The organism is Pseudomonadota bacterium (assembly GCA_023229365.1).
GTDB lineage: Bacteria > Myxococcota_A > Polyangia > JAAYKL01 > JAAYKL01 > JALNZK01.
The window spans coordinates 285,070-309,696 of sequence record JALNZK010000002.1 but is presented as its reverse complement, the minus strand read 5'-3'; the positions used below and the strand labels follow the sequence as shown (position 1 = coordinate 309,696).

Sequence of the window (24,627 nt, the reverse complement as noted above, 5' to 3'; positions counted from 1 at the left end):
CCTACAATTTTGGAGCCAAACTGTGAGAAATTACAAAAAAAGGATAGTGTGGTATCAAAAAAAAGCCTCTTTGAATCAGGCTATTTGGTCGGGACTAGAGTTCTCTTTTGTTTCCGAAAATTACTGCCAAATATGCCCTTTTGTGCTGTGTAAAGACTATTTGCAGGATGCTATCTACAATCAGCTTTACAGAACAAAGAAAAAAATCTACGGCTTTCAGTTTATTTCCCAAAAGGGACAAGAAATCTGCTTGTCCAAAACTAAAATTATCATAGCAAATTCTCAAGACAAAATTCTTAGAAAAAAAATTCCTGCCTGCCTAGATTTTTTGCATCAAATAGAGTCACAACTCAAAATTGTAAAAACAAAAGTCCGAGAATGTGCCTCGCCACCCATAAAATATGCGGCTGGTGGGGTTTGGTTATTAGAGGGCAGCAAACGTTGGATGAGAAGCCCGCCTATGATTTCGCTCTACACCATGCTCATTCGAGTTGGTTTTTCGCATACGCTGGGCAAAGATTTCTGGGATACGATTAATGGCATCTGCAATTGTTCAGTCACCCCTTATCAAGCGGAGGATCGTGACCGACTCACCAATAGTCTTAAAGGAATCAAGCGTATTTTGGCAGAAGGTGACCGAAAAATATTTCCCGAAGATATCAAAAAAAATTATCCTAAAGGATTGAGAATACAAGACATGCACGATAATTTGGGTATTTGTTCTTTCTCAAGTGGTGATACAAGATCGCTTGTGCCAATTTGGCATAAATGACAAACAAAAATGGAGAGGAAAATATGAATTTTTCTTTTGGAAGTGACCCTGAGTTTATGCTTTGCAAAGATGGCAAATTTTTTAGTGCCATTGGTATTGTTCCTGGGGATAAGTACAAACGACATGAAATTGGGAAACATCAATATTTTTATGACAACGTAATGGCTGAATGTGCTGTTTCTCCAGCCAGTGATAAAAATGATGTTATCAAAAACTTTAGAGATTGCTTTAAAAAATATGCCAAATTGGTATCGCCATATAAATTGATGGTAAAAGCTTCTCAAAATTATCCAGTATCTGAACTACAACATCCTGAGGCGAAGAAAATAGGTTGTGATCCCGAAGTTTGTGTTTATCGACTTGAAGTAGTAAAGCCACCCAAAAATGAGTTTCTTTCCAATTGTTTAAGAACAGCGGGTGGACATGTGCATTTGGGTAATAAGTTTTTGCAAGATGATATGTCCTGCTACTTTGTGGTGCGTATGTTAGATTTATTTTTGGGATTGCCTTCAGTTTTCCTTGATACGGACAAATCTTCTGTTGCTCGACGTAAATTATATGGCAAAGCTGGTCGGTTTAGAAAGCCAGACCACGGAGTAGAATATCGATCCTTGGGCAATTTCTGGGTGGCGAGTCCCAAGTTGGTGGGCTTGATATATGACATTTGTGAGTTTACAATAGATTTCGTCAAAAATGGCAATCATCTAAAATATTGGACAGTAGACGAAAAACGACTAAATGATGAAAAGGCATGGGCTGAAGAGGATTTTACTCCAGCAAGTTGTTATCATTGTCATGGATATGATGTAGAACAGTTGCAGGAAGCAATTAATACCTCCAACAAAACTAAATCAAAAAAGTTTCTCAAGTTGCTTCAACAAGAAATGCCCCGCCAATTATTTAATCGCCTTCAGACAGAAGATACGCAATTTGACTTCTACCGAGAATGGAATTTGTAAATGACAAGATATCACTATTATGCCAGTCAATGGCTGGGACGAGGGCAGCCATTTGACAGCATGCCTAATGACATGGGATTCCACAATCTGTGGCGTCCGCAAAGCCGTGCTGAATTTTATCCACCCACCTTGGAAAAACGCTGGATTAAATACAATAAGTGGAATCATGACTCTTGTGTGCTTTGTTTGCCTGGGCGTGGCAATCATGGGCAGGAATTAGCTTCTGCGTACAAACGACAAGGAGTAAAATCTTTTATCGTTGGAATAACACCCACAATTCGTTCTTGGTATCCTATGCCCAATGGCATCAACGACCAAGAAGAGGCAGTCAAAGGCGTAATGCCAGCAATGGCTGTGATAGAAGAAGTGTTGAAACTCATTGAAAACAAACGTGGTATTCCACGGAATAGAATTGTGCTGGTAGGGCACTCAGCAGGGGCAGTTATGGCTATTATGACTGCTGTAATGAGCCCAACTCCCTTTGCTGGTGTGATTTCTCACAACGGGGCTATTTTGGACCCAGAAGCTGTGCCGCAATGTAATTGTCCTGACACCCCATTCTTTCTGGCACACAGTAGGGATGATCTTATTTTTGAGTGGCAAGAACGTTTCATCCCTATGTTTACTGCCCTGAAAAACAAAGGGTACAAAATCTACACAGATATTGAAAAAGATGCTGGGCATTGCGTGACTAGGCGACAATTTCAAATTGGCAAATATTTAATAGAGGCTTGTTTAAAACAACCGACTAGTCCCTAAATATCTTTATGGAATTTAGACTGTGGTTGTTGGAAGATATTCAAAAATATTTTCCTTTTATGTTGCCGAAGTACGTAAGCCCAGAAGATGCAGAGAAATTGCAGTTCTTTGGGCCAGTCTATCATGGCACTACAGATGAAAAAAGACAACTGATTCAACATCAGGGTTTTCAATTCTTCAAATCCCCTCCCCGCTCTGGGGACGTTAGACACGGATTCAATCCTGGGGATTTTGGTGCTAGAGATACATTGCCTCCGATTCATTTTCTTGGCTGGGGCACTTACTTCACTAAATCGCTTGGTATAGCCAAGAACTTCAATGTAGGCACTGGCAAAGGCTTAAAGGCTTATTACATCGGTGGTGCCGATCATACCCCGCCTCGTATTGAAGAAATAAACTTTGGTTCTAATAATACCATGATGAAATGGTGGAGGCAATATGGATATGACATGCCGCCCAAAGGAGACTTTAAGAATCAAGAAGAATTAGAAAAAAGATGGATGCAAGAAACAGAGGACTTGACCAATGCTTTAAAATCACAATTTGATGCTGTGCATTTTAAGGGCAAAAGCATGCGTGGCTCATTGTTGGATGGCAATCAAATCTGTGTCTATCGTCCAGAACAATGTGTTTATACCCTGGATTCAAGCATGTCCCCTGGCTACACCACGGAAAATGGCATTATCTTACGTCCAGGGGATCGTGTCCAAATTCAGGGCACAAAAGCCACTGCTTATATGGTGAAAGTCAGTAAGCCGAGAAAAGATGATCCTTGGCAATGGGCTTATCCATCTAAATTTGAAGTAATGGTAGGCAGTCTCAAAGGCATGGAAGAAGTGATAAAAGTGCATGGCCCAGCCCTCAGGAAAGCAATTGAACAGGCAGAAAAAAGCAACAAATCAATAATGGTCACACGCAGGCAGAATATGACATCTGAGGAAAGTGTTCAGAGATGGTATGAATACAATATAATGAAATCCACCTTTGAATACAAAGTTCCCTCTGCGTTGGTAGCCAAGGTATTGAAATCTGGGGAGCGGGTAAAATGAATTTCAAGGAATGGATGATTAATGAAGCAAAAGTGGTGGAAATTCCAAACTACGTCTTGCTGTCTGTCCAACACCTAGTGGGTGGTGACTGGGCTTGGAAAATGGGATCGTCCGGTCGTAGCGAAGTCCCTGCATTGCGTTATCAATGGCGGCTCGTTTGCGAAATGACCGGGCGTAATGTTCGTATGGAGGGGGATAAGTATTACCTCAAATTCTTCGTTCAATGCTTTAAAAAGACAGAATGGGCAGGAAAACCACCAGAGGCACCTGAAGGATATTTTGGTGGTCCGAAATATTGGGGTCCATCAAATAGTTGGGAAAGACATCAAAAAGAGCTAGAATATGAGCGTAGTATATCATTTGAAAAAGTAACTGAATTTGACCCCAAAAAAGGACATCCTTTAGTTCGCTTTATGGGATTCCTCGAAGGTTGGCGTCCTGGTATGATGCCTGCACCTGAAATGGATTATAAAACATCTGCTGAGATCAAAGGCTTTCCCATTGCGGTAAGTAGCCCCGGTGATCCTCGTCATGACATGGAGCGTATAGGCGAATTCACAGACGGTCCAGATGAGCAAGGACAAGGTTGGTCGGATACTCGTCTCAACACGCCCTATGAAATAGCTAAATTCGTAAAAGAATCAATAGATCGTTTTTATCAACCAAGGGGCGATGATGACGACGAGCCAGAACCAGAACCAATGCCATCAAGCCCACAGATGGTCAAAGCAGAAGCACTGGATAGAGAAAAAAGCCGAAGGCTAAGAAAAAGATCAATGTCGCCATTAGTGCGACAAACGGCTGTTTATACTTAGTTTGGTTCCAGCAAACCACGTTCTGAGAATTTTGGCATATGTCCGAAAAATTGGCTTAAATTACTGGTTTCTTTTTCTGTCTCTTCCTTGGCTTTGAACCAACATTCAACATCAGTGGCACCAATCTTTTCCCAAATATAGTAAGCCTTTTCTTCCAGTCTTCCCCGAGGGCCTGGAAGCCATTCGTCTAATTCTGGATTGTAATATCTTAGAATTTGGCCATTTGAATCAATTAATCGCATTGGCCAAATCATTCTTGCCATATTTGCGTTTCTTTCGAACGTTTTGATGGCAATTGCTAACTCATCGTCATCAAATTCTTGATGTCCAGCCCGACTGGAACTTATTGTATTCCAGTCCCTTTCTGATATATTTTCGCCGTGGAAATTATGATTGGTTTGAATTCGGTATGTCATGCTCTTGATCTTATTGCTTCTCTTAAATCTGCTTTTGTCAGGTATTGAACTTTTTTCTTGTGTTTGTGAGCCCAGTCAATAATTTTACTTATTAGAGGCAAATATTCTTTAATGTTTTTCATAATATTTGTTTCAGTAATATAATATTAAATTATATCACATAACAAAAAAAAAGCAAAGCCCATTTGAGCTTTGCTTTTTAATTTAATTTATACAATTAATTTAGCCGCCGAACCAACCACCAACTCGTTGAACTGGTGCCGATCCTACGCTGCCAGGGGCAGGTTCACCATCTACTAAACCGGCATTTTGATCTGCTGGGGCCAGTAAAGCATCTTCTTCAATTGTTGAAAAACCGTCCCAGAATTTTGCGTTGGGATCAGAGTTAAGTTGGTTGATTACAGAACCATACCACTCCTTGTTTTCTTTGGCCATTTTCTTGTCGGATTTGCAATTACAACCTTTGCATTTCTTTTTTGACATTAGAAATGCTGGCTTGTCGTCTTTGTCGCCATCGGGTTCTTTATCGACTTTTTCCTCGCCCTTGTCTTCGCCTTTTTCCTCACCCTTGTCTTCGTCGTCATCCTTGTCATCATCCTTTTTGCCTTTAACGACTATTTTTACTTCTTTGTCTTCGTCGTCATCTTTCTCGGGCTCTTCGTCTCCGAACATTTTCTTTTTGCCCTTTTTGGCTTCTTCTAATTGAGCTTCATCTCCAAATTGAGCACCGACCACACCCACGACTGCACTGGGCTGACCGAGGCCAATGGGAATCGCCCCGCCAAAATTTTCATTTAATGTTTTCCACTCTTTGAATGTAAGCACGGTGCTCTCCTTTTTTATATGGTGCCCCTAATATGCGGGGATATGATATATACACCTAAAAAACTATTTTTTAACAAAATTCATTTACCCTGAGCTTTTAAAATGGCCAAACGTCGCTTTCTTTCCACTTCCCTTCTTTGAAGAGAATAATTTGGCGGTGTTTGTGCTTCCTGCATTGCCTTCATTTGAGCCTGTCGAACCATAGTGGGCGGCATGGTGCGAGGCGTAACAATACGCCCTTGTCTTGGAGTATGGTTAGGATTTGTTCCAACTCCCCTTAATCCAGTGACTCTCATTCCAGTAGCACTAGTTTTTCTACCACATCCACAACCCATAATAACCCTCCATTTATATAAATATTTTTTTTTGTTTTCGAGCTTCCATTAAAGCCTGTCGTCTTCTAATAGAGGCTTCTTCTTCCTTGGTTATTTTTCGTAATGCTGGCTTGTTTTTACCGCATCCACAACCCATAAATTATCCCCTGTTATATTGAGACTAGCATTACTCATATTATTTATATACTAAAATGAATTCCATAAAATTACCAGATATAGACGAATTGATAGAAAAGTCTTTAGACAAAGCACTTTTTTTAATGCAAAACAATTATTTGCACGATGCAGATATTTTACTTCAACAATTATTAAAGGTAGACAAACTCAATGCTCGTGGAATGCAGTTATTGGGATTGATTAAACACAAACAAAAAGAATATGGAGATGCCATTGCTTTGTTTGTCAAAATTCTGCAAATTGATCCTAGTAATGCAGAAAATCACAACAATATATCACTTGCTTATGCTTGCATGGGATTTATAGACAAGGCCATCGATCATGCCAATAAAGCGACAGAACTAAATCCTAACAACAGTTATTATTACAGCAATTTGGGATTACATTATCGTCAAAAGAACAACATCCCCAAAGCGATAGAATGTTTTGAGAAGTCCATAGCTATAGAGCCAAATTATTATGCCTGGACTAATATTGGTTCAATTTATGGATTTTTAAAGGATTTATCAAAAGCCGAAAGTTGTTTTAAAGAAGCTATTGCTCTAAATCCTGAGCACCACCCATCTTATGTGGATTTGGCACACGTTTATTTTTTACAAGGCAAATATAATGACGCATGGCCATTGTATGAACATCGATTAGAGTTTTTTCCGCCAGCCTTAGCCTTTAGAAAAGTCTATCCAGATGCCAAAAGATGGGATTTCGTTTGCAAATTTGATGACAATTTGTATAAAAAACAAAACCTAAAGAATAAGAAGCTGGCATTGTATTGTGAGCAAGGCATTGGAGATTTTATTCAATTTTTTAGATTCGCCTCTCTCTTGAAAGATGTTTCCCTTTGTATTCATACGCCCGCTGGTTTGCAATCCTTGATTCGACAGAACACAACAGCAGAAATAAAGGATGTGTTTAAACCAGAAGAATATGATTATCATTGCTCAATGATAAGCTTGCCGCATCTCTTTGGTGGCGGCAGCCTTGATTACCTTTTTGGCAACAGCACACCTCCTTATCTTCGTTGTGAAAAGAAAGCAAACCTAAGCAATTATTCAGAATTAAAAATAGGCATCGCCTGGGCAGGCAACCCGCAACACCCTGGTGATCGAGCACGTTCCTGTAATTTGGAACATTTTAAAAAAATTCAAGCAATTCCAAATGTCAAGTTATTTGGACTGCAAAAAGAAACGGGGCCAAGAAAATATGCCGGGGACAATCAAGCAACTGACCTCACAATAAATTGCGAAGGCATGGGAATTATAGATTTATCCCAGCATATTGAAAGTTTCGAGGACACAGCGGCCTTCATTGATGCAATGGATTTAATCATATCGGTAGATACAGCAATTCTTCATTTAGCTGGGGCTATGGGCAAAAAAACATGGGCTGTTTTGCCCTATAGTCCAGATTGGCGATGGGGAACAGATGGAGATACAACACGTTGGTATCCCAGCATGAGGCTTTATAGACAAACAAATCCATCAAACTGGGGTGAGGTATTTGATCGAATGGCTCAAGATTTATGTTAATCATCTACCGCATTTCTAATACCAATAGTCGAGGCAAGCCCAAGGTGCCTGGAGCCACAAAAGCATTTTGTTTACAAAATGCTTGGTCTATGTTTCCAAATGCTGATTGGCTATTTATAGCAGACAATTGTGATGAAGAAACAATTCAGCTTTGCGAAAAAAAAGATTTTACATTTGTGACTAATCTTGGCAATTGTGGAGCATTTCGCTTGGCCCTAAATCTCGCTTGTAATTCTTTAGATGATGATGATTTAATTTATTTAATGGAAGATGACTATTTGCACAATGAAAACTCAGAAGCAATGCTGCAACAAGGGTTGCAAAAGGCGGATTATGTTACTCTGTACAATCATCCTGATAAATTCGAAAAGCGATATGATTTTGGGGAAATTGCTAAAGTTATACGCATTGGGCAAACATATTGGAAGCATACCATTAGCACAACTATGACTTTTGCTGCCCGAGCAAAGACGCTTAAAGAAGACCGAGATACTTGGATAAAATTTACCCAAGGTGCTGTCCCTCACGATCACAAAGCATTTTGTTCCTTAGACAGAGCATTAATTTGCCCTATCCCTGGCTTATCTTGTCATATGGACTTAAGTGATTCGAATGAGGAATATTTGCCCAATTGGGTTGTGGAAAAATTGAGCATCCCTTTTAAAGAATTATTGGGGGAACAATTCCCAGAATTCTCCTATGCAGAAACACCACTTAGACAGCTAAAAATAATGCAAGCATTAGTAGATATTGGGCGTAAATAATTCGGGTGAAAAGGGTCCATAATCGTGCTGGTTAGTCGTAATAACGCTTGGAGATAGAATTCTTTTATCCGCAGGTCGATAACGAGTGGCATAAAATTTTCTAATGGCGGTTTCGTATTTCTCATAAAAAGTACAGATCGAAAAGCTTGTGATATTATTCTTTAAATTAAAACAAGCCAAGATATTGACGACAGTTTTGAGCACATCATTTACTTTGAGTTTCTTGTTTCCTCTGCCGACTCTTGAAAAATCAACAAACCATAAAAAACTGCTTGGGTCATAATAAAAAACAGGGTTTAGCAATCCAGTTTGAATATGTGCGGTTACATATTCTTTAATTTCTGCAAGGTACATCTTCTTTGTTACAACGATTGGATTTACATAGCGTTCTTGGTAATAATGATTAAAAACATTACGAAACGTCAGCAACAACACATTTTTATTATTTCGTGTGTTAAAGCCATGTCGTAAGCAAAATCCACAATAATAATTTTCACCAGATAGTTTATCGCAGAGATTGCCAGAAAAAGTAGGAACAGCCATACGTTTGCCGCAAAAAGCACACTCATAATAAATTTCTTTGCCCAATTCCCCTGCTAAATTTTCTTGGATGGGGATAATTTCTACTTCTTTTGCTAGAATTGTCATTATTACTTCCTATATACATTATAGGCTTTGGCTTAAAAAAACCCAAATTTTTTATTTGTAGAAGCTTATATATTGTACCGCTGAATCAAGAGGGAAAAACATGAAAACATTTATTAAATGGTGCGAAGAGTCCAAGCGTGACTTGCCTGCAATTGATGAAAATAGAGTTAGAACTGGTGTAACACAAAATTATCCCGACGCTTATGTGCGATCTCAGTATCCTCATAAGTGGTTCAATCCAGCTAAGGCAACGACTGATTTGGATATGCAAAATAAGCCAGCTAAATATGCTGGTCCAAAAGCTGCCAACTAGCTAGTCGCACAAAAAAAACAACAAGCACAGAAACCCCAGCTTCTGTGCTTGTTTGTTTTGCTGAACTAAGCAGCATCCTCACAACGTTTATCCTGATCTGCTTCTGCTATGGACTTTATGTTTCCCGGCAATAATTCTGGGCATCGCTCCCAATAAGCCCATTGATCTTCTTGCTTAGGATTGGGAAATACCATTCCTTTTTTGTAATATTTTTGCAGAATTTGCTCTACTCTCTCTTTTGTTAAATTGGCCTCTTTAGACAAGTGTGTAACACTTCTAAATTTCCATTTAGGGTTACGAGCCAAGGCAATAAATAGTTTTTGTTCTTCATTCCCAGCTTTTGAGCCTTGTGGATAAACATCAGTCCACTTGGGCGGATCGACAGCTTTACTCGATGAAGTTGTGCTTGTTGATGAGCTTGAGCAGCCAGCCCCACCTTTGCCACACCCACAACTCTGCATGGCGGGAATGCCTGCAACGCCAAGGGCACCCAGGGGGCCAACCGGACCCTTGCATGGTCCTTGTGGATGTGAATCAATTTGAAATCCCTGCCAAAACATATTGTGAGCCTTCTCGAAGGAGGCTCGATTTTCTCCAGACATAATTATCTCCATTATTTTTTAAATATTGTTTCTCTGTTATATTTAGGCAGGTAATTCAGTTCTGCCGTATAATACTATAGTGGATTCGCTATAAAAAGTCAACGAAAGGTTGTTATGAATTATAGACCGAAAAAAAGGAAAACGACGGCAATTGAAAGACAAGAGGAAAGAAGACAACATATAGCCCGTACTCTTGAGGGTAAAGGACTATATATATTTGAGAATATTACCAAAGGTGATCTCTGGCTGCCCAAAAAGAGTGCAGATGGATCAAAGGGTCCAATTCCCCCCGGAGGGCAATGGAAAGGCGATGATTATTTCGTAGGATTGGTCAAAAACAGAGATGCCAAAATGGTTAAAGTTTTAGTTTCACCACAGGAGCAAATTATGCCACAAAAGTTATTGGTAGATCAACCAGATCGTGTAACTGTTGAGGGAGTAGTTGAACAAATAGTTGCGGGAGATATGCAACCCCTAAATGAAGGGGAGCCAGTTATTGACTCCCCCAAAAGCACTGTTCTTATTACTGAAGACCCCTTACAAGGTGTAGAAATTTTGATGGACTGAGTTTACAACAGCACTTTCTGAAGTATAATGCTGACGGAGGTGCTATGAAAGGTCCAATCTACCTAGTTACCCTGACCAAGGAAACTCGCAAAAAGCCTAATCCCCAAAGGATCAAGGCAGAGGTTGATGAGCTTATAGGATTGGGATTAGGCACCAAAACCCGCAAAAGGGATTGGTCCACCCAAATCCATGATTCTACTTGTGTTAAAGAACTGGGCACCTATACCATTGTTCGCAAGGTGGCATTCCAACGAGTGCGAGGACAAAGAAGAAGCGAAGCATCCCAATGGACTATCGTCTATAATAAATTGGCGAAAGCTTGTCATACTTCTGGTCGCAGGTGGTCTATTACGTCGCCACACGCTCCAAAAGAAGCCCCGCCAGCAGTTCATATTCATGTCAAAGATGATGTGAAGGATTACGCTCCCATTAATTTGGATATGGGAAAGCACTTTAGCCACATTTTTGATCGAGAGCGGCAAATCCGTCGAATCATGGCAGCATTGCGACTGGCTCAGCAAACCAACATGCAAAAACGATTGCATTGTGTGTTATTTGGCGAACCAGGATGCGGCAAAAGCGAAATTATTGCTGCTCTTGGCAAAATGTTGGGAGAAGAAAGAAAGCATTATATTCAGTTTGATGCAACCTCTACTACGCAGGCGGGGGCAATCAATATCTTTTTAAGTTCACCCAATATTCCCCCGGTTTTGTTGGTGGAGGAAATCGAGAAAACCCACCAAAACGATCAACGTTGGATGTTGGGACTGCTTGACCAAAGAGCCGAAATTCGCCAAGTCAATTTTAGAGTTGGCAATCGTGCTAAAAATGTGAAGGTTTTGTGCATCGCCACCTGCAATGATTTGCAATTGTTTAAATCCGTTATGAGCGGTGCTTTAGCATCCAGGTTTACGCACAAGATTATGTGTCCACGTCCCACACGAGAGATATTGCAAAAAATTCTTACAAGGGAAGTGTCTCACATTCCGGGGGGCAAAACAGCGTGGATTACTCCCGCCTTGGATTTTGCTGATGAGTTGCACATTACCGATCCTCGTGAAGTCATCTCTATTTGTCTCTCTGGACAGGATGATTTACTAACTAAACAATACCAATCAGACTATCGAGCTACTACCGAACAATGAAAACACTTGAATTGAGCGATGAAGAATTCTTCGAATTGGCCGACTTGTTACAGCTTATGATTGTGTTGAATGTTAAGCTTTACATTCAAGGACAACAACCCAATCGCCAGCTTCTATCTGGCATTTGGGACAAGATTTGCAAAAAAACTATTGAAGATATCAAAAAGACTTGACGCCCATGTTTTTTTGCAATAAGATGATAGATAGGTATTCGGAAACTTTTTTAAGGAGAATTTGTATGAAGTATTTACTAGCGTTGATTTTGTGTTTGTGTTGCACAGCGGCATTTGGGCAGTATTATGTGCCAGCCGCCCCGGTATATTACACTGCACCGCCTATGTATTATGCCCCAGCACCCGCACCTGTGTATTATGATTTGCCGACCTATTACTACAGAGTGCCAGTGTATGCTCCACCTGTTTACAGGTATTATCCCTATGTTTACAGGACACCAGTATACGCTCCACCTGTTGTATATGGTCCTCGGGTATGGGTGAGTCCCAAAGTTTATGTGGAAGGACAGCCTGTACGGAATTTTATCCGTGCCTTCACGCCTTGAAAACAAGAAATCAAAAAACACCCCACTCAGACTTCTGGGTGGGGTGTTTTTTTTTATAAAAAAACTTTATTTGAATTAGGAACACCCATGATATGTTCTGTTATCACGCCCGCAGTATCGCCTGATTCTACGCAAACAGAATAATAATTAATGCTTTCAAAGAAATTGTGTGTTGATTGAATTCTATCAAGGTTTATTGCTTCGCAAATTATCTTAGGTCTAAATTCATTAATTGTTTTCTTTCCCGCCTCTAAAACTTGCAAGTCCGCTCCTTGACAATCTGTTTTGATAAAATCTAATCGTGAAAATTTTCTTTTTTTCACAAACACATCCAATGTTGTTAGGTTAACTTGTCCTTGTGGAGCACGATTTAAATTTGGAGCATAATATCCTTCGCCAGCCACACACGCACACAAATCACCAATTCCGTTATATATTAATTTGCCAACACCCACTTTATTGCTCATTGCCATTTGAAAAGTTTCTATGTTTGTTGAGTGAGTAGTTTGCACAACTTGCTGAAGGTAATTAAAAGTTTCAGGAACGGGTTCAAAAGCATATACTAGACCGCTCCGACCCACTGCTTTTGACATCATAAGTGTATAAAATCCAATGTTTGCTCCAACATCTATGCAGACATCTCCTGGTCGTAGGATTGCAATAGTGATTGAATTTTGATTTCTCTTAAAATTCCCACCAATCCATAGTCCAGCCCCTCCTGCATTTGGTACTTTATATCCCTTTAAAAAATCTTGGTATTCTATCAAATTATCCATTGTTAATATATAGAACTTATGATATTATAAAGCTCATGCTTACAAAATCACAAAAATTAGACATGATTGCTGAAAAGATCAAGAAGTGCCAGAAGTGTCCAGACCTTCTGTGCAGAACCAACACCGTGCCTGGGTGCGGTGATCCTGATGCTAAAATCGTTTGCTTGGGTGAGGCACCCGGCAAAGATGAAGACCAGCAAGGAATTCCCTTTGTTGGCAAAGCTGGCAAATTACTCAACAATATGTTGAGTGCTTGTGGCATAATCCGAGAAAGTGTTTTTGTTTTAAATATTTTGAAATGTCGCCCACCCGCAAATCGTACCCCCACGCCAGAGGAATCTAAAAATTGCAAAAATTTCCTTGATTTGCAATTAAAAGTCATTGCTCCCCAATACATTCTTTGTTTGGGAGCCTGTGCTGCTCAAAATCTTTTGGGGGAAGACACTCCAATAAGCCAAATGAGGGGCAAGTGGTATAACTACAATGGTATAAAGGTCTTGTGTACCTTCCATCCTGCCTATCTTCTCAGGCAGCCTGACCGAAAAAAGGATGCCTGGGCGGATTTGCAAATGTTGATACAGGATGTGTAGTTTACAACTGTCCTTTCTGAAGTATAATACTGTTGGACAATCCAGTATTCTCAATCCTTTAGGAGACGTAAGATGCCTCGTCGCATTCATTTGGTCATCATCGATCCGCAGAATTCCTTCTGTAAGGTCGTTGATGCCGCCCAACAGCAGTTGATCCATGATGGTGAGTTGTGTGTTCCTGGTGCTTGGGATGATATGGTTCGTGTGGGAAAAATGGTTCACCGCCTCGGTCGGAAAATCGACCAAATCTCTGGCACAATGGATTCCCACCAATGGAATCACGTAGCCCACCCCAATTGGTTCAAAGATCAATATGGGAATCCCCCGTCTCCCTTTACCATCATGCGTCCCGAAAATGGAATGATTATCGGCACCATGTTTGGCACCAGCGGTCCTAGTGTTGTGGGTCATTATACTACGACCAAGCCGGGTTATTTCGACAGGACTTACAAGTATTTGGAAGCTCTGGAAACCGGCAAGCGTTATCCCCATTGCATTTGGCCTCCTCACTGTCTCATCGGCACCCCTGGGCACAATATTGTCGCCCCTCTGATGGAAAATCTTTTGGATTGGTGTCGTGACGGATTTAGAACCATTGATTTTGTTACCAAGGGCTCCAATCCGTTCGTGGAACATTTTTCTGCCGTTCGTGCTGAAGTTCCCGATCCCGATGATCCTTTCACCCAAATGAATTCCCAATTCATCCAAGGTGTCATGGAGGCAGACGAAATCTTGGCATGCGGTGAAGCAAGCACACATTGTTTGCCCAACACTTTCCGAGACATGGCAAATTCTTTTGGCGATGATTCGTTTATCGCCAAATGCGTTTTGCTCACTGATGGCACTTCGCCTGTTCCTGGCTTTGAGCAATATCAGGCCGATTTCATTTCCGAAATGACAAAACGGGGAATGAAAACGACAACTACCGTGGATTACTTGGCATAAAGAAACAACTATCACTAATCCTTGGGTTGACCTCTCATGCGTCCCCTTGGATTGGCGATGAACACTGGTAACAAATTTGGACTGCCGGTGGGTAGGATGTTACTATTGAACCGGATTTTTTACAAAGGAGAATTCAATGGGAGAGAGTAAACAATTAGTTCCTGTTTCGCATAAGGCGGGACACTTCGGCTTTTCTGCCGTAGGTCTAAATGATCTGGGTGCCAGTGAATACACCCTGGTCACTGTGGTAGCTGACCGTAGTGGCAGCACCGCAGATTTTCAAGTAGCAATGGAACAGGTATTGAAAGAAGTTTTCAAGGGCTGCCACAAAAGCGACCGTTGCGATAATTTGATGATTCGCTTGGTGGCTTTTGAGGATTTTGCCGAAGAAGTTCACGGCTTCAAAATGCTGTCACAAATCAATGAGGGTGATTATGATGGCGTGCTTCATCCTGGTGGTATGACGGCGTTATATGATGCTGTGGTGGATGCCATTGAGGCCACTACCAATTATGCCCAATATTTGGGCGAGCAGGATTATAACACCAATGCGTTTGTGGTTGTTGTCACGGATGGGATGGACAATCGATCCAAGACAACTCCTCTATCCTGCAAAACTGCTTTCGGTAATGCGGTCAAATCCGAGTATTTGGAATCAATGATGTCAGCTTTGGTGGCGGTCAATGTCGCAGACCCCACGGCTCTCAAGATGCTGCAAGAATTCCACAAGGAAGCAGGATTCAGCGAAGAAATGAAGGAAATGAAAGACTTCAACGAAAAAACTTTTGCAAAACTGGCTAATTGGATTTCCAAGTCCGTATCCAGCACAAGTCAGGCTCTTGGTACTGGCGGGCCTAGCCAGAGTGTGGCGTTTTAACCCTTGGATTGGGGTGGTGTTGACGAACCTATCGGAGATGCACGCATAAAATCGATGATGATAGCCTGATTGACTTGCAAGGCCCTTTGCTAAGGCTAATCCCACCAATACGATGACGGTAAAGGGTGGTAACAATAATATGGGATAGCAACCCACAGGAAAAAATCAGGACCACCCCTATTTTTTTGGAGAAAACCATGTACGCAACAATTTTGCTTAGCTTGACATTGATGGGAGGAACCCCCAATCATGTCAATACACCGAGCAGATATCATTCAGCCGTACAATACGGCTACAACTGGGGCTATTATCGCCCATATTATTACTATTATTACAACCCCTTCCTGTACAATTACTACAGAGCAAATTTGCCATATTTTTATCACTCAGCCGTACAAAATGGCTATAGTTACGGATATGGCAATCGTTCTCGACGCACACAATCATTTACCAACAGTTTTCACGAAGATACACAAAGGGGTTATGCCCAAGGATATAAGGGATCGGCACCAGCACCTGTGCCTAAAAAGCCCAAAACTCGCCAATCTCCGAAAAAGCAAGCAGCTTCGGATTTTCATTCAAGCATACAATATGGATATAGTCACGGATACCAATTCTGTCATGTGTGAGCCAAAAAATAGTCATGGTGTCCATGACACAAAAAAGGAATGATAATGAATTTGCCATCTATCTTAGACACCGATCTCTATAAACTGACAATGCAGCAGGCGATACTGGAATTGTATCCTTCTGCACGGGCTGAATATAGATTTTTCAATCGTCGTCCCAGCGATACTTTTGATGAAGCATTTGCTGAAACATTACGACGATCCATTCAATATATGCCCGCACTGTCTTTGTCTGGTCAGGAAGCCACTTGGTTGCAACAGTCCTGTCCTTTTGTCAAGCCAGCCTACATTGAATATTTGCGAAATTATCGCTACAACCCCCAAGAAGTAGAAATTTGGCAAGAATCAGGACAACTCCACATTCATATTAAAGGTTCTTGGCACCGTACTGTGATGTGGGAAGTGCCTTTGATGGCACTGATAAGTGAATTGTATTTCCATAATAAAAATTGGGATTACAATGGACAACGAGAAAGAGCCCAAAATAAATTGGCTATTTTGGAATCTGAGCGGTGTCATTTTGCTGATTTTGGCACCCGTCGAAGACGAAGTGCTGATGCCCAGGGTTTGGTGGTTGAAGAATTTTGCAAAAACACCAAAGGCTTTTTTGTCGGCACCAGTAATCCCTATTTTGCGATGAAATACAAAACAAAGCCAATAGGCACTCAGGCTCATGAGTGGGTTCAAGCCCACAGTGTTTTGGGCAGCTTGCGTCATGCTAATCTGGCAGCGATGGATGCTTGGGTGAAAGTATACAATGCTCAGCTTGGGATTGTGCTTACCGACACCTATGGGCTGAAGTCTTTTTTGGAAGATTTCGGACCATTTCATGCACGCCTGTGGGATGGAGCACGGCATGATAGTGGTTGTCCATTCAAGTTTACCGATCAATTGGTTGCACATTACCAAGGTCTGAAAATCGATCCAGCCACCAAGACGCTGATTTTTTCAGATAATTTAAATGCTGATAAAGCAGTAGAAATCAAGCATTATTGTGATGAATTGGGCATCCGATGCAGCTTTGGCATTGGCACTCATTTCACCAATGATTTTGATGGCGATTTAAAACCATTGAATATGGTTATCAAAATGTGGGCTCTAAACGGCATTCCCGTAGTGAAACTGAGCGAAGACGGCGGAAAAGCTGTTGGTGACAAAGACGCTTTGCGAGTGGCCCGATGGACACATTATGGAACACCTTTGGATGCTTAGATTATGGCACATAAACTTGTTGGCAGAACCATCGTTGCAGTTCGCAAAATGAACAAAAAAGAATTGCAACAAGAAGGATGGGAAAGGTGCGGTGATCCGCCCAAAGTCTTGGTTTTAGATGATGGTAGTCGAATTTATCCATCCCAAGATGAAGAGGGCAATGGCCCAGGGATATTGTTCGGGATGACAAATTGTGTTAACGATGATTGTTTCTTTGTATAAGGAAAGTAATTGTGCCACAAACAGAACAAGCTGCCCCGGATGTAAAGTCATATGCAGAAATGTGGGATGGCATTTGTATGATCCCAACCCCGGTATTGGAAACAATATTGGAAATTATCAACACCAATGCGTCTTGCTCAATTACAAAAGATTCGGAAGTTGTGCAAAAACTTCGGGACGCATTGATTCAACAAGAACTTTTAGAAAGGACGGACCAGCCATATGTTGGCTGTGTTCAAATCATACCATGAGCATTGATTACAGAACTGGCAATTTGTTTGAATTGTTTCCCAGCACACTTAGCCCAGTGGTTATCCCTCACATTGTAAATTCAATAGGGGCTTGGGGATCGGGTTTTGTAGTTCCTCTAGAGCAAAAATGGCCCAGCACTGCTCAGTTGTATCGAAGGTGGTATCGGGAAGGATGGGATTACGAACGTGGCATCCCATTTGAATTGGGAGAGGCCCAAATAGTTTGTGTGGAACCAGCCCTGCCAGATATACACGGGCCAATCTTTGTGGTCAACATGATTGGACAAGAGGGGCTGATTGGCAGAGAAAACCCACGCCCAATCAAATATGGTCCTTTGGGTCGGGCCATGCACACAGTAGAGCAATTGTGTCTAAAGCTATGGGATGAAAATAATCCAGTTGAGATTCACGCCCCAGCTTTTGGTTCTATGAGAGCAGGTGGCGACTGGAAAGTTATTGAAAATCTAATTCAAGAACTTTGGAAGCGGGGAGAGTATATCAAGACCTTCATTTATACTCTCAACGAACAAGAGCAAAAAGCACTTCTTGATTCACTTGCATAAATGACTAAACAGCAAATTTTACTAAATGCAAAACAAAAATTTCCCGGTAAAAATGTACGAGTTTGCACTATTGGCGGGATAACTGAATTGCTTGTTGGTGAGCCAAGGAAGCCAAAAGAATCTTTTGCGATACCGAAGGCAAGAGAGCATTATTCGATTCAATGCAATCAAGACGATTGCATTTTCACGAAAAAGGAATAACGATGCCCACTGACAGCTTTTTCTCACAGGGATCAGCCCATAGAATTTGTCAAGATTACGCCACACATGGGGCAAATTACGCCATTGTGTCAGATGGGTGTTCCTCGGCATTGGACAGCGATTTTGGAGCGAGACTACTAACAAGATCGGCAATTCAAACACTTGCGGCAGATTATGAGCTTGGCAGCGAAGCATTTTACAATTGTGTTTTGAGACAAGCTGCCAATTATGCCCAAGCAATGGGGCTGCATGAAGATTGCTTGTTTGCCACTCTCACAATTGCACAACAAATAGGAAAAGAATTTGTGGTGGCAATGAAGGGCGATGGTGTGATTGTTGCTCAATATCCGAATTATTTTTATGTTTGCTCTCTGGAATTTGAGAATTGTGCCCCATTTTTTCTGAGATATCATTTGAATGAAGAGTCGCTTAAAAATTATGAAACTCATGTGGGCACGAAATACAACAGACATGAATACATTGTTACGCCCACTCTTGTGACCAAAGCAGAAACGGAGTGTCAAGTAAATTTATCAAATGCCAGTGTAGAACTTCACAGATTTAACACTGATGAGGTTCAATCAGTGGCAATTATGTCGGATGGGGTATCGGCTTTCTTTCGCACAGATCAATCAGACACACATAAACAATCTGTAAAGGTTGACTTCATTGAGGTTATTAGGGAATTGATAGCGTTTAAAAATTTCAATGAAGGATTTGTAGAACGTCGTTGTCAAATGGCATTTAGGAAGTTTGATAAACTGGGATGGAAACCATTTGATGATTTTTCGATTGGAGTAGTGACAAATGGCTAAAGCCCCATGCATTCATGATTACGGTGGAGACCGCACACACAAGACGCCCATTCATTCGGATTTTACAAGAAGCTTTCGCTGTGATTCTTGTGATACACTTCGATATGTGACAGCCAGAGAGTTGCGTAGGGCTGCCAAGCCTCGTTGTCTGAAATGTGGCGGAATGTTGATGGAAACAAAAACAGAGGAAAAAAAGCACAAAGCAGAGAGACAACGAATAGTGCCGGATGCAGCATATCGTTGTGCCAATTGTGGACAAGCCTTGCATTTTACGGCTCGGGCTTTAACTCAACATCTTTTGCTCAAATTAGATTGCTTTCAATATTATCGATTGAACAAACCAACCACGCCTGCGGGGGCTCTTTTTGGCACTCTTTGGATAGAAAAGCAAACCTTTCCACGTAATGCTTGGGTTGTTTACGGCTTGTTAGTTACGGGAAAATGTGAAGAAATTCAAAGCTTTAACAAACAATATTTAGCACAAGATTTCGTTCACAACGAAAACGAGAACAGGGAATGAACAAGGATTTGAGTGTATAATGAAAATTTTTGTCAAAGGAGTTGGTGCAGAAGAGCTTGTCCAACGGCAATTCGTTGCTGCCGGTGGAGAAAAGCAAATCTACGCAAAAGCCAATACTGCCTACAATATTTTCATAGACCCAGCCAATTGCATCCCTGAGGCAAAAATCAAAGAGTTGTCGGTCCTTCAACTGCCCAACATTATTCGACCACAACATCTCATTCTCGATGCCAAAAACAGACTTATTGGCTACACCAGTCGGTGGGTTGCTAATGCTGAAGCTCTGTGTAAGTTTTTTACCAAAACTTACAAGATGGCCAATAAAATAACTCAAGATCATACTACCCTCTTGCTTCAGCGTTTGCAGGAAATTATTAAACATGTTCATAGCAAGAATATAGTTATTGTTGATCTCAATGAGTTAAACTTCCTGGTCAACAAGCTTCTAGAAGTATTTGCCATTGATACCAACAGCTATCAGACTCCATCCTTCCCCGCTACTGTCATTATGCCAAACATCAGGGATTGGCATACGCACGGATTTAATGCTGGTTCTGATTGGTTTTCATTTGCTATTCAAGCATTTAATTTAAAGATAGGCATTCATCCCTACAAGGGAAGTCATCCTGATTTTGTGCATCTTCCAGTAGCAGAAAGAATGACGGCAAGGATGAAGGATAATGTTTCGGCATTTCATCCTAAGGCCACATTGCCGGGGGTATGCGAACCATTGGATTCTATTCCTGTAGGGCTCAAACGATGGCTCTATGCCACATTAGAAAAAGGCGAAAGATTTCCGCCACCTGATGATTACGAAACTGTTGCAGTTGTAGTACAAGTAAAACAAATTGCTGGCAGCAATCTTTTCGAAATCAAAATGCTGGAAACCTACAGCGATTATATTTCTGGTTGCTATACTGCTGGACCTGTTCGAGTGACAGTGACCGAAAAAGGCTTTTATCTCAATAAAGAATTTAAGCCTTATGACAAAAAATTGTGTGTGGGCTTTACACCAAAAATGGATTGGCCTGTTGGGCTTTATTTGGAGAAAAACACCCTTCATATTGTTGATTTGCGAGACCCAAGTCGAGATACGGAAGTAGGACACGCATCCTCAATATTCCGCTGTGAAAACCGTTTGTATGCTGTGGTGGGGAATGATGTAATAGAAATCACTTTTGCAGAATTGTCTACAAAAAATACATCATTGCCTGGAAATCATTTCCTTCCTGCCCTTAAGATTGTAGGCAGGGTGTTGGATATGCCTGATGCTACAAAGGTCTATGATGGGGTTGTGGTTCAACAAGTGTTGGATAGGTATGTGGTGTCTTTATTTCCAGCAAGTGGCAAAAGCTATCAAGTTAATTTGCCTGAATTGGATGGCTACCGTGTGTTGGATGGCAAATATGAAAATAATGTGTTAATGCTCATTGCAGAAAAGAAGGGTAAGTACAATCGTTTTGTGATGCGATTCGCCCCAGATTTTTCCAGTCATGACATGCGGGTGGTGGAAGACGTAGATTATACGGACCTGAACTTTACGGTGACAGATGCCGGAATCTGCACAATGATAAACGAAGAGGAAAAACTAGAGGCTTTTTCCAACAAAAAAGATGCCGGAACGATCAAAATTATGGAAGACCCGGCTATTGACGGAACCATGCGTTTGTGGCATGATGGTGCGAGAGTAATGTTCTCAAAAGAGGACAAGCTATACTCTATTAAAATGAAATGAGAAAGTTTGGATTTTTTTGCGGATTTTTACTTTGGTTGATGCTTTCAGCAACTTTAGCATGTATTCCGGCTGTACCTTTTTGGATTATAGGATATAGTTTAACGGGATGTTTTGTGTGGTTGTTGGTTGGAATGCCGGTTGGCATGATAATTTCATTTCTGGTGTTGGCGGCGATTTTTGGTAAAAATGATGACCGGGGAGATGATGACAAGAAACCTATCCCTGATCCTGATCCTTCCTCTGGAAAGAAAAAAGAACAACCCAATCCTTCTATTCCTGTGAATAGAATCAAGGACTGGATGCCCTCTAAAAACTAGGGTGCGATCATGGCTTACGCAATTACGGGTGCCCGAATCATCAGTGAAGGCAACAGAAATTATTACACTTATGTTCGTGTCTGTGAAGCTTGTGGAAAACAACAGCCAGGAACAAATACCGGACAAGGCAATTCCGGCACCGTGAATGGTTCTTTTCGATGCTGTTATTGCAGCAACAATCAACAAATAAGAATTCAATTAGGCTAGTTTCTATCCCCCAGTCTTTAAACAAGGAGTGTTGCTATGGCTAATCCCGGTGCAGAAAACCGAGAACTGCCCTTGGCCCCTGGTTCCTTTGCTTATATGCAAGATACCACCAAGGGTTCCGTCAAGACCTATGTTGGTCCGACTGTCATTAACCAAACAGGCCAAGAGAGACCTGTGACGTATAATGGCAATGCATTTGTTCCTTGCTCTTTGGAGCAAGCGGTAAAACCAATCATCGTCGCTGGCGAGGGTGATTATGTGGTGTTGGATAATCCGTCCAAAAAAGCCAATGAACAATTCCCGCCCCGTGGTGGCGTAGCCCAGGATATGGAATTGCAATATGGCACTTGCGTCAACCTTCCAGGCCCGACTTCCTTTGCTCTTTGGCCTGGACAAACCGCTCGTGTTATTCCTGGGCATAATCTCCGTAGTAACCAATATGTACAGGTGCGAGTTTATAACGAAGCTCAAGCCAAAGCCAATTGGTCCAAGGCAGTTATTAAAACTGCCGAGACTCCCGCCGATGAAGAAGTGGCCACAAAAGCTGCCGATCAACTCGGCTTGACAATGGGCAAACTGCTCATCATCAAGGGCACGGAAGTTAGTTTCTATATTCCGCCAACCGGGGTTGAAGTTGTTCCCGATTCCAACCGTAAAATGGTGCAGGAAGCGGTAACACTGGAGCGGCTGGAATATTCTATCTTGATCGATGAAAACGGCAACAAACGATACGCCCGTGGTCCTGATGTGGTGTTTCCGAAGCCCACCGAAACCTTCTTCACCGAAAACAGCAAACGCAAATTCCGTGCAGTCGATCTGAACGAAATTCAGGGTTTGCACATCAAGGTGATTGCCCCTTACGAAGAGGGTGGCAAAAAATACAAGGAAGGTGATGAAATTTTCATCACTGGCAAAGAATGTGCGATTTATTATCCCCGGCCTGAACACAGCATTGTGAAGTATGGGGATCGTGAGAAGCATTTCGCCACGGCAATCCCGCCCGGTGAAGGTCGATATCTCATGAATCGCAAAACTGGTGAAATTGATTTGGTTCGTGGTCCCACGATGAGCCTGCCAAATCCTGTGTTCCAGGTTTTCGTTCGCCGTATTTTGACAGAGAGCGAATGTGCTTTGCTTTATCCATCCAACGAAGAGGCAAAAGCGTACAACGAAAGTTTGCGTTTTACTAATGCCACTCAAGGCTATGTGGAAGAAGAAGTTTCCTGCCTGATGGCAGATACTTATGAACACACTGCCCGTGGTTTGGAAGGCATGGATTCGATCCGCCGTGGCACCAAATATACCCAACCACGCATGCTGACCCTTGACACCAAATATGAAGGTGTGCCAACCATCCAAGTATGGACTGGTTATGCCGTCATGGTAGTGGACAAGAGCAGCAAACGACGGGTAGAAATTGGCCCCACAACCATTCTGTTGAATTACGACGAATCACTGGAAGTTTTGCAGCTTTCCACTGGCAAGCCGAAGAATACGGATAAGGTTGAGCGAACCGTTTACCTTCGCACGAAAAACAATAAAGTTTCCGACATTATCGCTGTGGAAACAAAAGATCATGTGCCGATTGAAATCAAATTGTCCTTCCGTGTCAATTTCCTCGAAGAGCACAAAGACAAATGGTTTGAATGCGAAAACTACGTCAAGCTGTTGTGCGATCATGTTCGATCCATGCTGAAGGGCATGATTCGCAAGCTGGATGTGGAAACCTTCTACAGTGATGGAACCGCCATTATTCGTGATGGTATCCTTGGTCCATCGGTGGATGGCGTCAGAAAAGGACAGTCTTTTGAAGAAAACGGCATGATCGTCAATGATGTCGAAGTTTTGGCTATCGACATTAAAGACACTCAGGTAGCCCAAATGCTGCATGAGACACAACGTAAAATGGTGTCGTCCAATATTGCTGCCAACGAAGCAGAAAAAGATTTGGCAATTACCAAACGCACACAAGCGGTTGTTCGTGCCAAAGCCGAAGAGCAATGGAATACTGCCGATTTGCAGCTATCTCTGGCAATTGCCAAAACCAACAAGGATGCAGAAGTAGCGTTGACAAACATTACTTCTCAAATCAAGCAACGAGACCTGGAAAAAGCCAGGGTAGCTGTTGAACAAGCAACCAGAGATTTGCAAGCCAAGGCTGAGTTGGCTCGTGAAAAAGCCAAAGCTGACCAAGATATTCAAATTGAGGAAGCACATCAAACTCAATTCTTGGAGAAATTGGAAGCCGAAACCAAGGCTTGCGTGGATCGATTCGCCGCTGCTCAAACTGGCTTCTCGGAAGCATTGTTGGCATTGTCCAGCAATGAAACGATGGTCAAGATTGCGGAGGCTGGTTCGATTCAACGTTTTGTTGGTGGTGACAGCATTGTGGATGCTGTTGCGAAAATTTTCGCTGGCACTCCGCTGGCTGATTCGGTTGCCAAGCATACACGACGCATGGGAGTTTCAATTCCCAGCCCTCGTGAGTAAGTAGCCTCCTTTCGACCGCACCCGCTCAGAAGCAATTTTGGGCGGG

29 protein-coding genes are annotated in these 24,627 nt (G+C 41.9%); 24 read left to right on the top strand and 5 right to left on the bottom strand.

Annotation, left to right across the window (positions count from 1 at the left end; genetic code table 11):
* Positions 1–22 precede the first annotated feature (22 nt).
* From M0R80_03205 to M0R80_03185, 5 genes are read left to right on the top strand one after another with little or no spacing between them, the layout of a single operon-like run.
* Positions 23–772: a hypothetical protein gene (locus tag M0R80_03205; protein ID MCK9458623.1), complete on the top strand. Its 750-nt coding sequence runs from the start codon at positions 23–25 to the stop codon at positions 770–772.
* Positions 769–1,731: a hypothetical protein gene (locus M0R80_03200; protein ID MCK9458622.1), complete on the top strand. Its 963-nt coding sequence runs from the start codon at positions 769–771 to the stop codon at positions 1,729–1,731. Before M0R80_03205 ends, M0R80_03200 begins: the two co-directional genes overlap by 4 nt.
* On the top strand, positions 1,732–2,490 hold the full coding sequence (locus M0R80_03195) for an alpha/beta hydrolase (GenBank protein ID MCK9458621.1): 759 nt from the start codon (positions 1,732–1,734) through the stop codon (positions 2,488–2,490).
* 8 nt (positions 2,491–2,498) lie between these two features.
* Positions 2,499–3,539 carry a hypothetical protein gene (locus tag M0R80_03190; protein MCK9458620.1) on the top strand — a complete coding sequence of 347 codons (1,041 nt, stop codon included), beginning with the start codon at positions 2,499–2,501 and terminating at the stop codon, positions 3,537–3,539.
* Complete coding sequence (locus M0R80_03185) at positions 3,536–4,354, top strand: hypothetical protein (protein MCK9458619.1); 819 nt, start codon at positions 3,536–3,538, stop codon at positions 4,352–4,354. The genes M0R80_03190 and M0R80_03185 overlap by 4 nt, the downstream gene beginning before the upstream one ends.
* Here the strand turns inward: M0R80_03185 and M0R80_03180 are convergent.
* Both M0R80_03180 and M0R80_03175 read right to left on the bottom strand, forming a co-directional pair.
* Entirely contained in the window at positions 4,351–4,770 is a 420-nt protein-coding gene (locus M0R80_03180; protein MCK9458618.1) for a hypothetical protein, read from the bottom strand. The genes M0R80_03185 and M0R80_03180 overlap by 4 nt on opposite strands.
* A gap of 222 nt (positions 4,771–4,992) precedes the next feature.
* The gene (locus tag M0R80_03175; GenBank protein ID MCK9458617.1) at positions 4,993–5,595 is read right to left on the bottom strand and encodes a hypothetical protein; all 603 of its coding nucleotides are present in this window, start codon (positions 5,593–5,595) and stop codon (positions 4,993–4,995) included.
* Positions 5,596–6,121: 526 nt separating this feature from the next.
* On the opposite strand from M0R80_03175, the gene M0R80_03170 reads away from it, so the two are divergent.
* The gene (locus M0R80_03170; GenBank protein MCK9458616.1) at positions 6,122–7,633 is read left to right on the top strand and encodes a tetratricopeptide repeat protein; all 1,512 of its coding nucleotides are present in this window, start codon (positions 6,122–6,124) and stop codon (positions 7,631–7,633) included.
* On the top strand, positions 7,627–8,397 hold the full coding sequence (locus M0R80_03165; GenBank protein MCK9458615.1) for a hypothetical protein: 771 nt from the start codon (positions 7,627–7,629) through the stop codon (positions 8,395–8,397). The genes M0R80_03170 and M0R80_03165 overlap by 7 nt, the downstream gene beginning before the upstream one ends.
* On the opposite strand, the gene M0R80_03160 is transcribed toward M0R80_03165, so the two are convergent.
* Complete coding sequence (locus M0R80_03160; GenBank protein ID MCK9458614.1) at positions 8,374–9,045, bottom strand: hypothetical protein; 672 nt, start codon at positions 9,043–9,045, stop codon at positions 8,374–8,376. The two genes, M0R80_03165 and M0R80_03160, sit on opposite strands and share 24 nt — an antisense overlap.
* A gap of 100 nt (positions 9,046–9,145) precedes the next feature.
* Here M0R80_03160 and M0R80_03155 point away from each other — a divergent pair, with 100 nt between their 5' ends.
* Positions 9,146–9,358: a hypothetical protein gene (locus M0R80_03155; GenBank protein ID MCK9458613.1), complete on the top strand. Its 213-nt coding sequence runs from the start codon at positions 9,146–9,148 to the stop codon at positions 9,356–9,358.
* A 65-nt stretch (positions 9,359–9,423) separates the two neighbouring features.
* On the opposite strand, the gene M0R80_03150 is transcribed toward M0R80_03155, so the two are convergent.
* A complete protein-coding gene (locus tag M0R80_03150) occupies positions 9,424–9,960 on the bottom strand; it encodes a hypothetical protein (GenBank protein ID MCK9458612.1) in 537 nt (178 codons plus the stop codon).
* Positions 9,961–10,074: 114 nt separating this feature from the next.
* Between M0R80_03150 and M0R80_03145 the strand changes: the two genes are divergently transcribed.
* From M0R80_03145 to M0R80_03135, 3 genes are read left to right on the top strand one after another with little or no spacing between them, the layout of a single operon-like run.
* Positions 10,075–10,527 carry a hypothetical protein gene (locus M0R80_03145; GenBank protein MCK9458611.1) on the top strand — a complete coding sequence of 151 codons (453 nt, stop codon included), beginning with the start codon at positions 10,075–10,077 and terminating at the stop codon, positions 10,525–10,527.
* A 44-nt stretch (positions 10,528–10,571) separates the two neighbouring features.
* Positions 10,572–11,672 carry an ATP-binding protein gene (locus tag M0R80_03140; GenBank protein MCK9458610.1) on the top strand — a complete coding sequence of 367 codons (1,101 nt, stop codon included), beginning with the start codon at positions 10,572–10,574 and terminating at the stop codon, positions 11,670–11,672.
* Complete coding sequence (locus M0R80_03135; GenBank protein MCK9458609.1) at positions 11,669–11,845, top strand: hypothetical protein; 177 nt, start codon at positions 11,669–11,671, stop codon at positions 11,843–11,845. Before M0R80_03140 ends, M0R80_03135 begins: the two co-directional genes overlap by 4 nt.
* Before the next feature lie 439 nt (positions 11,846–12,284).
* On the opposite strand, the gene M0R80_03130 is transcribed toward M0R80_03135, so the two are convergent.
* Positions 12,285–13,007, bottom strand: coding sequence for an FkbM family methyltransferase (locus M0R80_03130; GenBank protein ID MCK9458608.1), 723 nt, complete (start codon positions 13,005–13,007; stop codon positions 12,285–12,287).
* A 35-nt stretch (positions 13,008–13,042) separates the two neighbouring features.
* Here M0R80_03130 and M0R80_03125 point away from each other — a divergent pair, with 35 nt between their 5' ends.
* From M0R80_03125 to M0R80_03065, 13 genes are all read left to right on the top strand, one after another.
* Positions 13,043–13,597 (top strand): uracil-DNA glycosylase, encoded by a 555-nt coding sequence (locus tag M0R80_03125; protein ID MCK9458607.1) that lies wholly within the window; start codon positions 13,043–13,045, stop codon positions 13,595–13,597.
* A gap of 72 nt (positions 13,598–13,669) precedes the next feature.
* A complete protein-coding gene (locus tag M0R80_03120) occupies positions 13,670–14,542 on the top strand; it encodes a hypothetical protein (protein MCK9458606.1) in 873 nt (290 codons plus the stop codon).
* Positions 14,543–14,678: 136 nt separating this feature from the next.
* Positions 14,679–15,419, top strand: a complete 741-nt coding sequence (locus tag M0R80_03115; GenBank protein MCK9458605.1) for a hypothetical protein — start codon at positions 14,679–14,681, stop codon at positions 15,417–15,419.
* A gap of 197 nt (positions 15,420–15,616) precedes the next feature.
* Positions 15,617–16,048, top strand: a complete 432-nt coding sequence (locus M0R80_03110; protein ID MCK9458604.1) for a hypothetical protein — start codon at positions 15,617–15,619, stop codon at positions 16,046–16,048.
* A 90-nt stretch (positions 16,049–16,138) separates the two neighbouring features.
* Positions 16,139–17,260: a nicotinate phosphoribosyltransferase gene (pncB, locus tag M0R80_03105; GenBank protein ID MCK9458603.1), complete on the top strand. Its 1,122-nt coding sequence runs from the start codon at positions 16,139–16,141 to the stop codon at positions 17,258–17,260.
* 3 nt (positions 17,261–17,263) lie between these two features.
* Positions 17,264–17,482, top strand: coding sequence for a hypothetical protein (locus M0R80_03100; GenBank protein ID MCK9458602.1), 219 nt, complete (start codon positions 17,264–17,266; stop codon positions 17,480–17,482).
* An 11-nt stretch (positions 17,483–17,493) separates the two neighbouring features.
* Positions 17,494–17,733 carry a hypothetical protein gene (locus M0R80_03095; protein ID MCK9458601.1) on the top strand — a complete coding sequence of 80 codons (240 nt, stop codon included), beginning with the start codon at positions 17,494–17,496 and terminating at the stop codon, positions 17,731–17,733.
* Positions 17,730–18,296, top strand: coding sequence for a hypothetical protein (locus tag M0R80_03090; protein ID MCK9458600.1), 567 nt, complete (start codon positions 17,730–17,732; stop codon positions 18,294–18,296). The genes M0R80_03095 and M0R80_03090 overlap by 4 nt, the downstream gene beginning before the upstream one ends.
* A gap of 203 nt (positions 18,297–18,499) precedes the next feature.
* A complete protein-coding gene (locus tag M0R80_03085) occupies positions 18,500–19,312 on the top strand; it encodes a protein phosphatase 2C domain-containing protein (protein MCK9458599.1) in 813 nt (270 codons plus the stop codon).
* Between the two features lie 169 nt (positions 19,313–19,481).
* Positions 19,482–19,832, top strand: a complete 351-nt coding sequence (locus M0R80_03080; GenBank protein ID MCK9458598.1) for a hypothetical protein — start codon at positions 19,482–19,484, stop codon at positions 19,830–19,832.
* 19 nt (positions 19,833–19,851) lie between these two features.
* A complete protein-coding gene (locus M0R80_03075; GenBank protein ID MCK9458597.1) occupies positions 19,852–21,567 on the top strand; it encodes a hypothetical protein in 1,716 nt (571 codons plus the stop codon).
* A complete protein-coding gene (locus M0R80_03070) occupies positions 21,564–21,884 on the top strand; it encodes a hypothetical protein (protein ID MCK9458596.1) in 321 nt (106 codons plus the stop codon). Before M0R80_03075 ends, M0R80_03070 begins: the two co-directional genes overlap by 4 nt.
* Positions 21,885–22,127: 243 nt before the next feature.
* Positions 22,128–24,581: a hypothetical protein gene (locus M0R80_03065; protein ID MCK9458595.1), complete on the top strand. Its 2,454-nt coding sequence runs from the start codon at positions 22,128–22,130 to the stop codon at positions 24,579–24,581.
* The last annotated feature ends 46 nt before the right edge of the window (positions 24,582–24,627 follow it).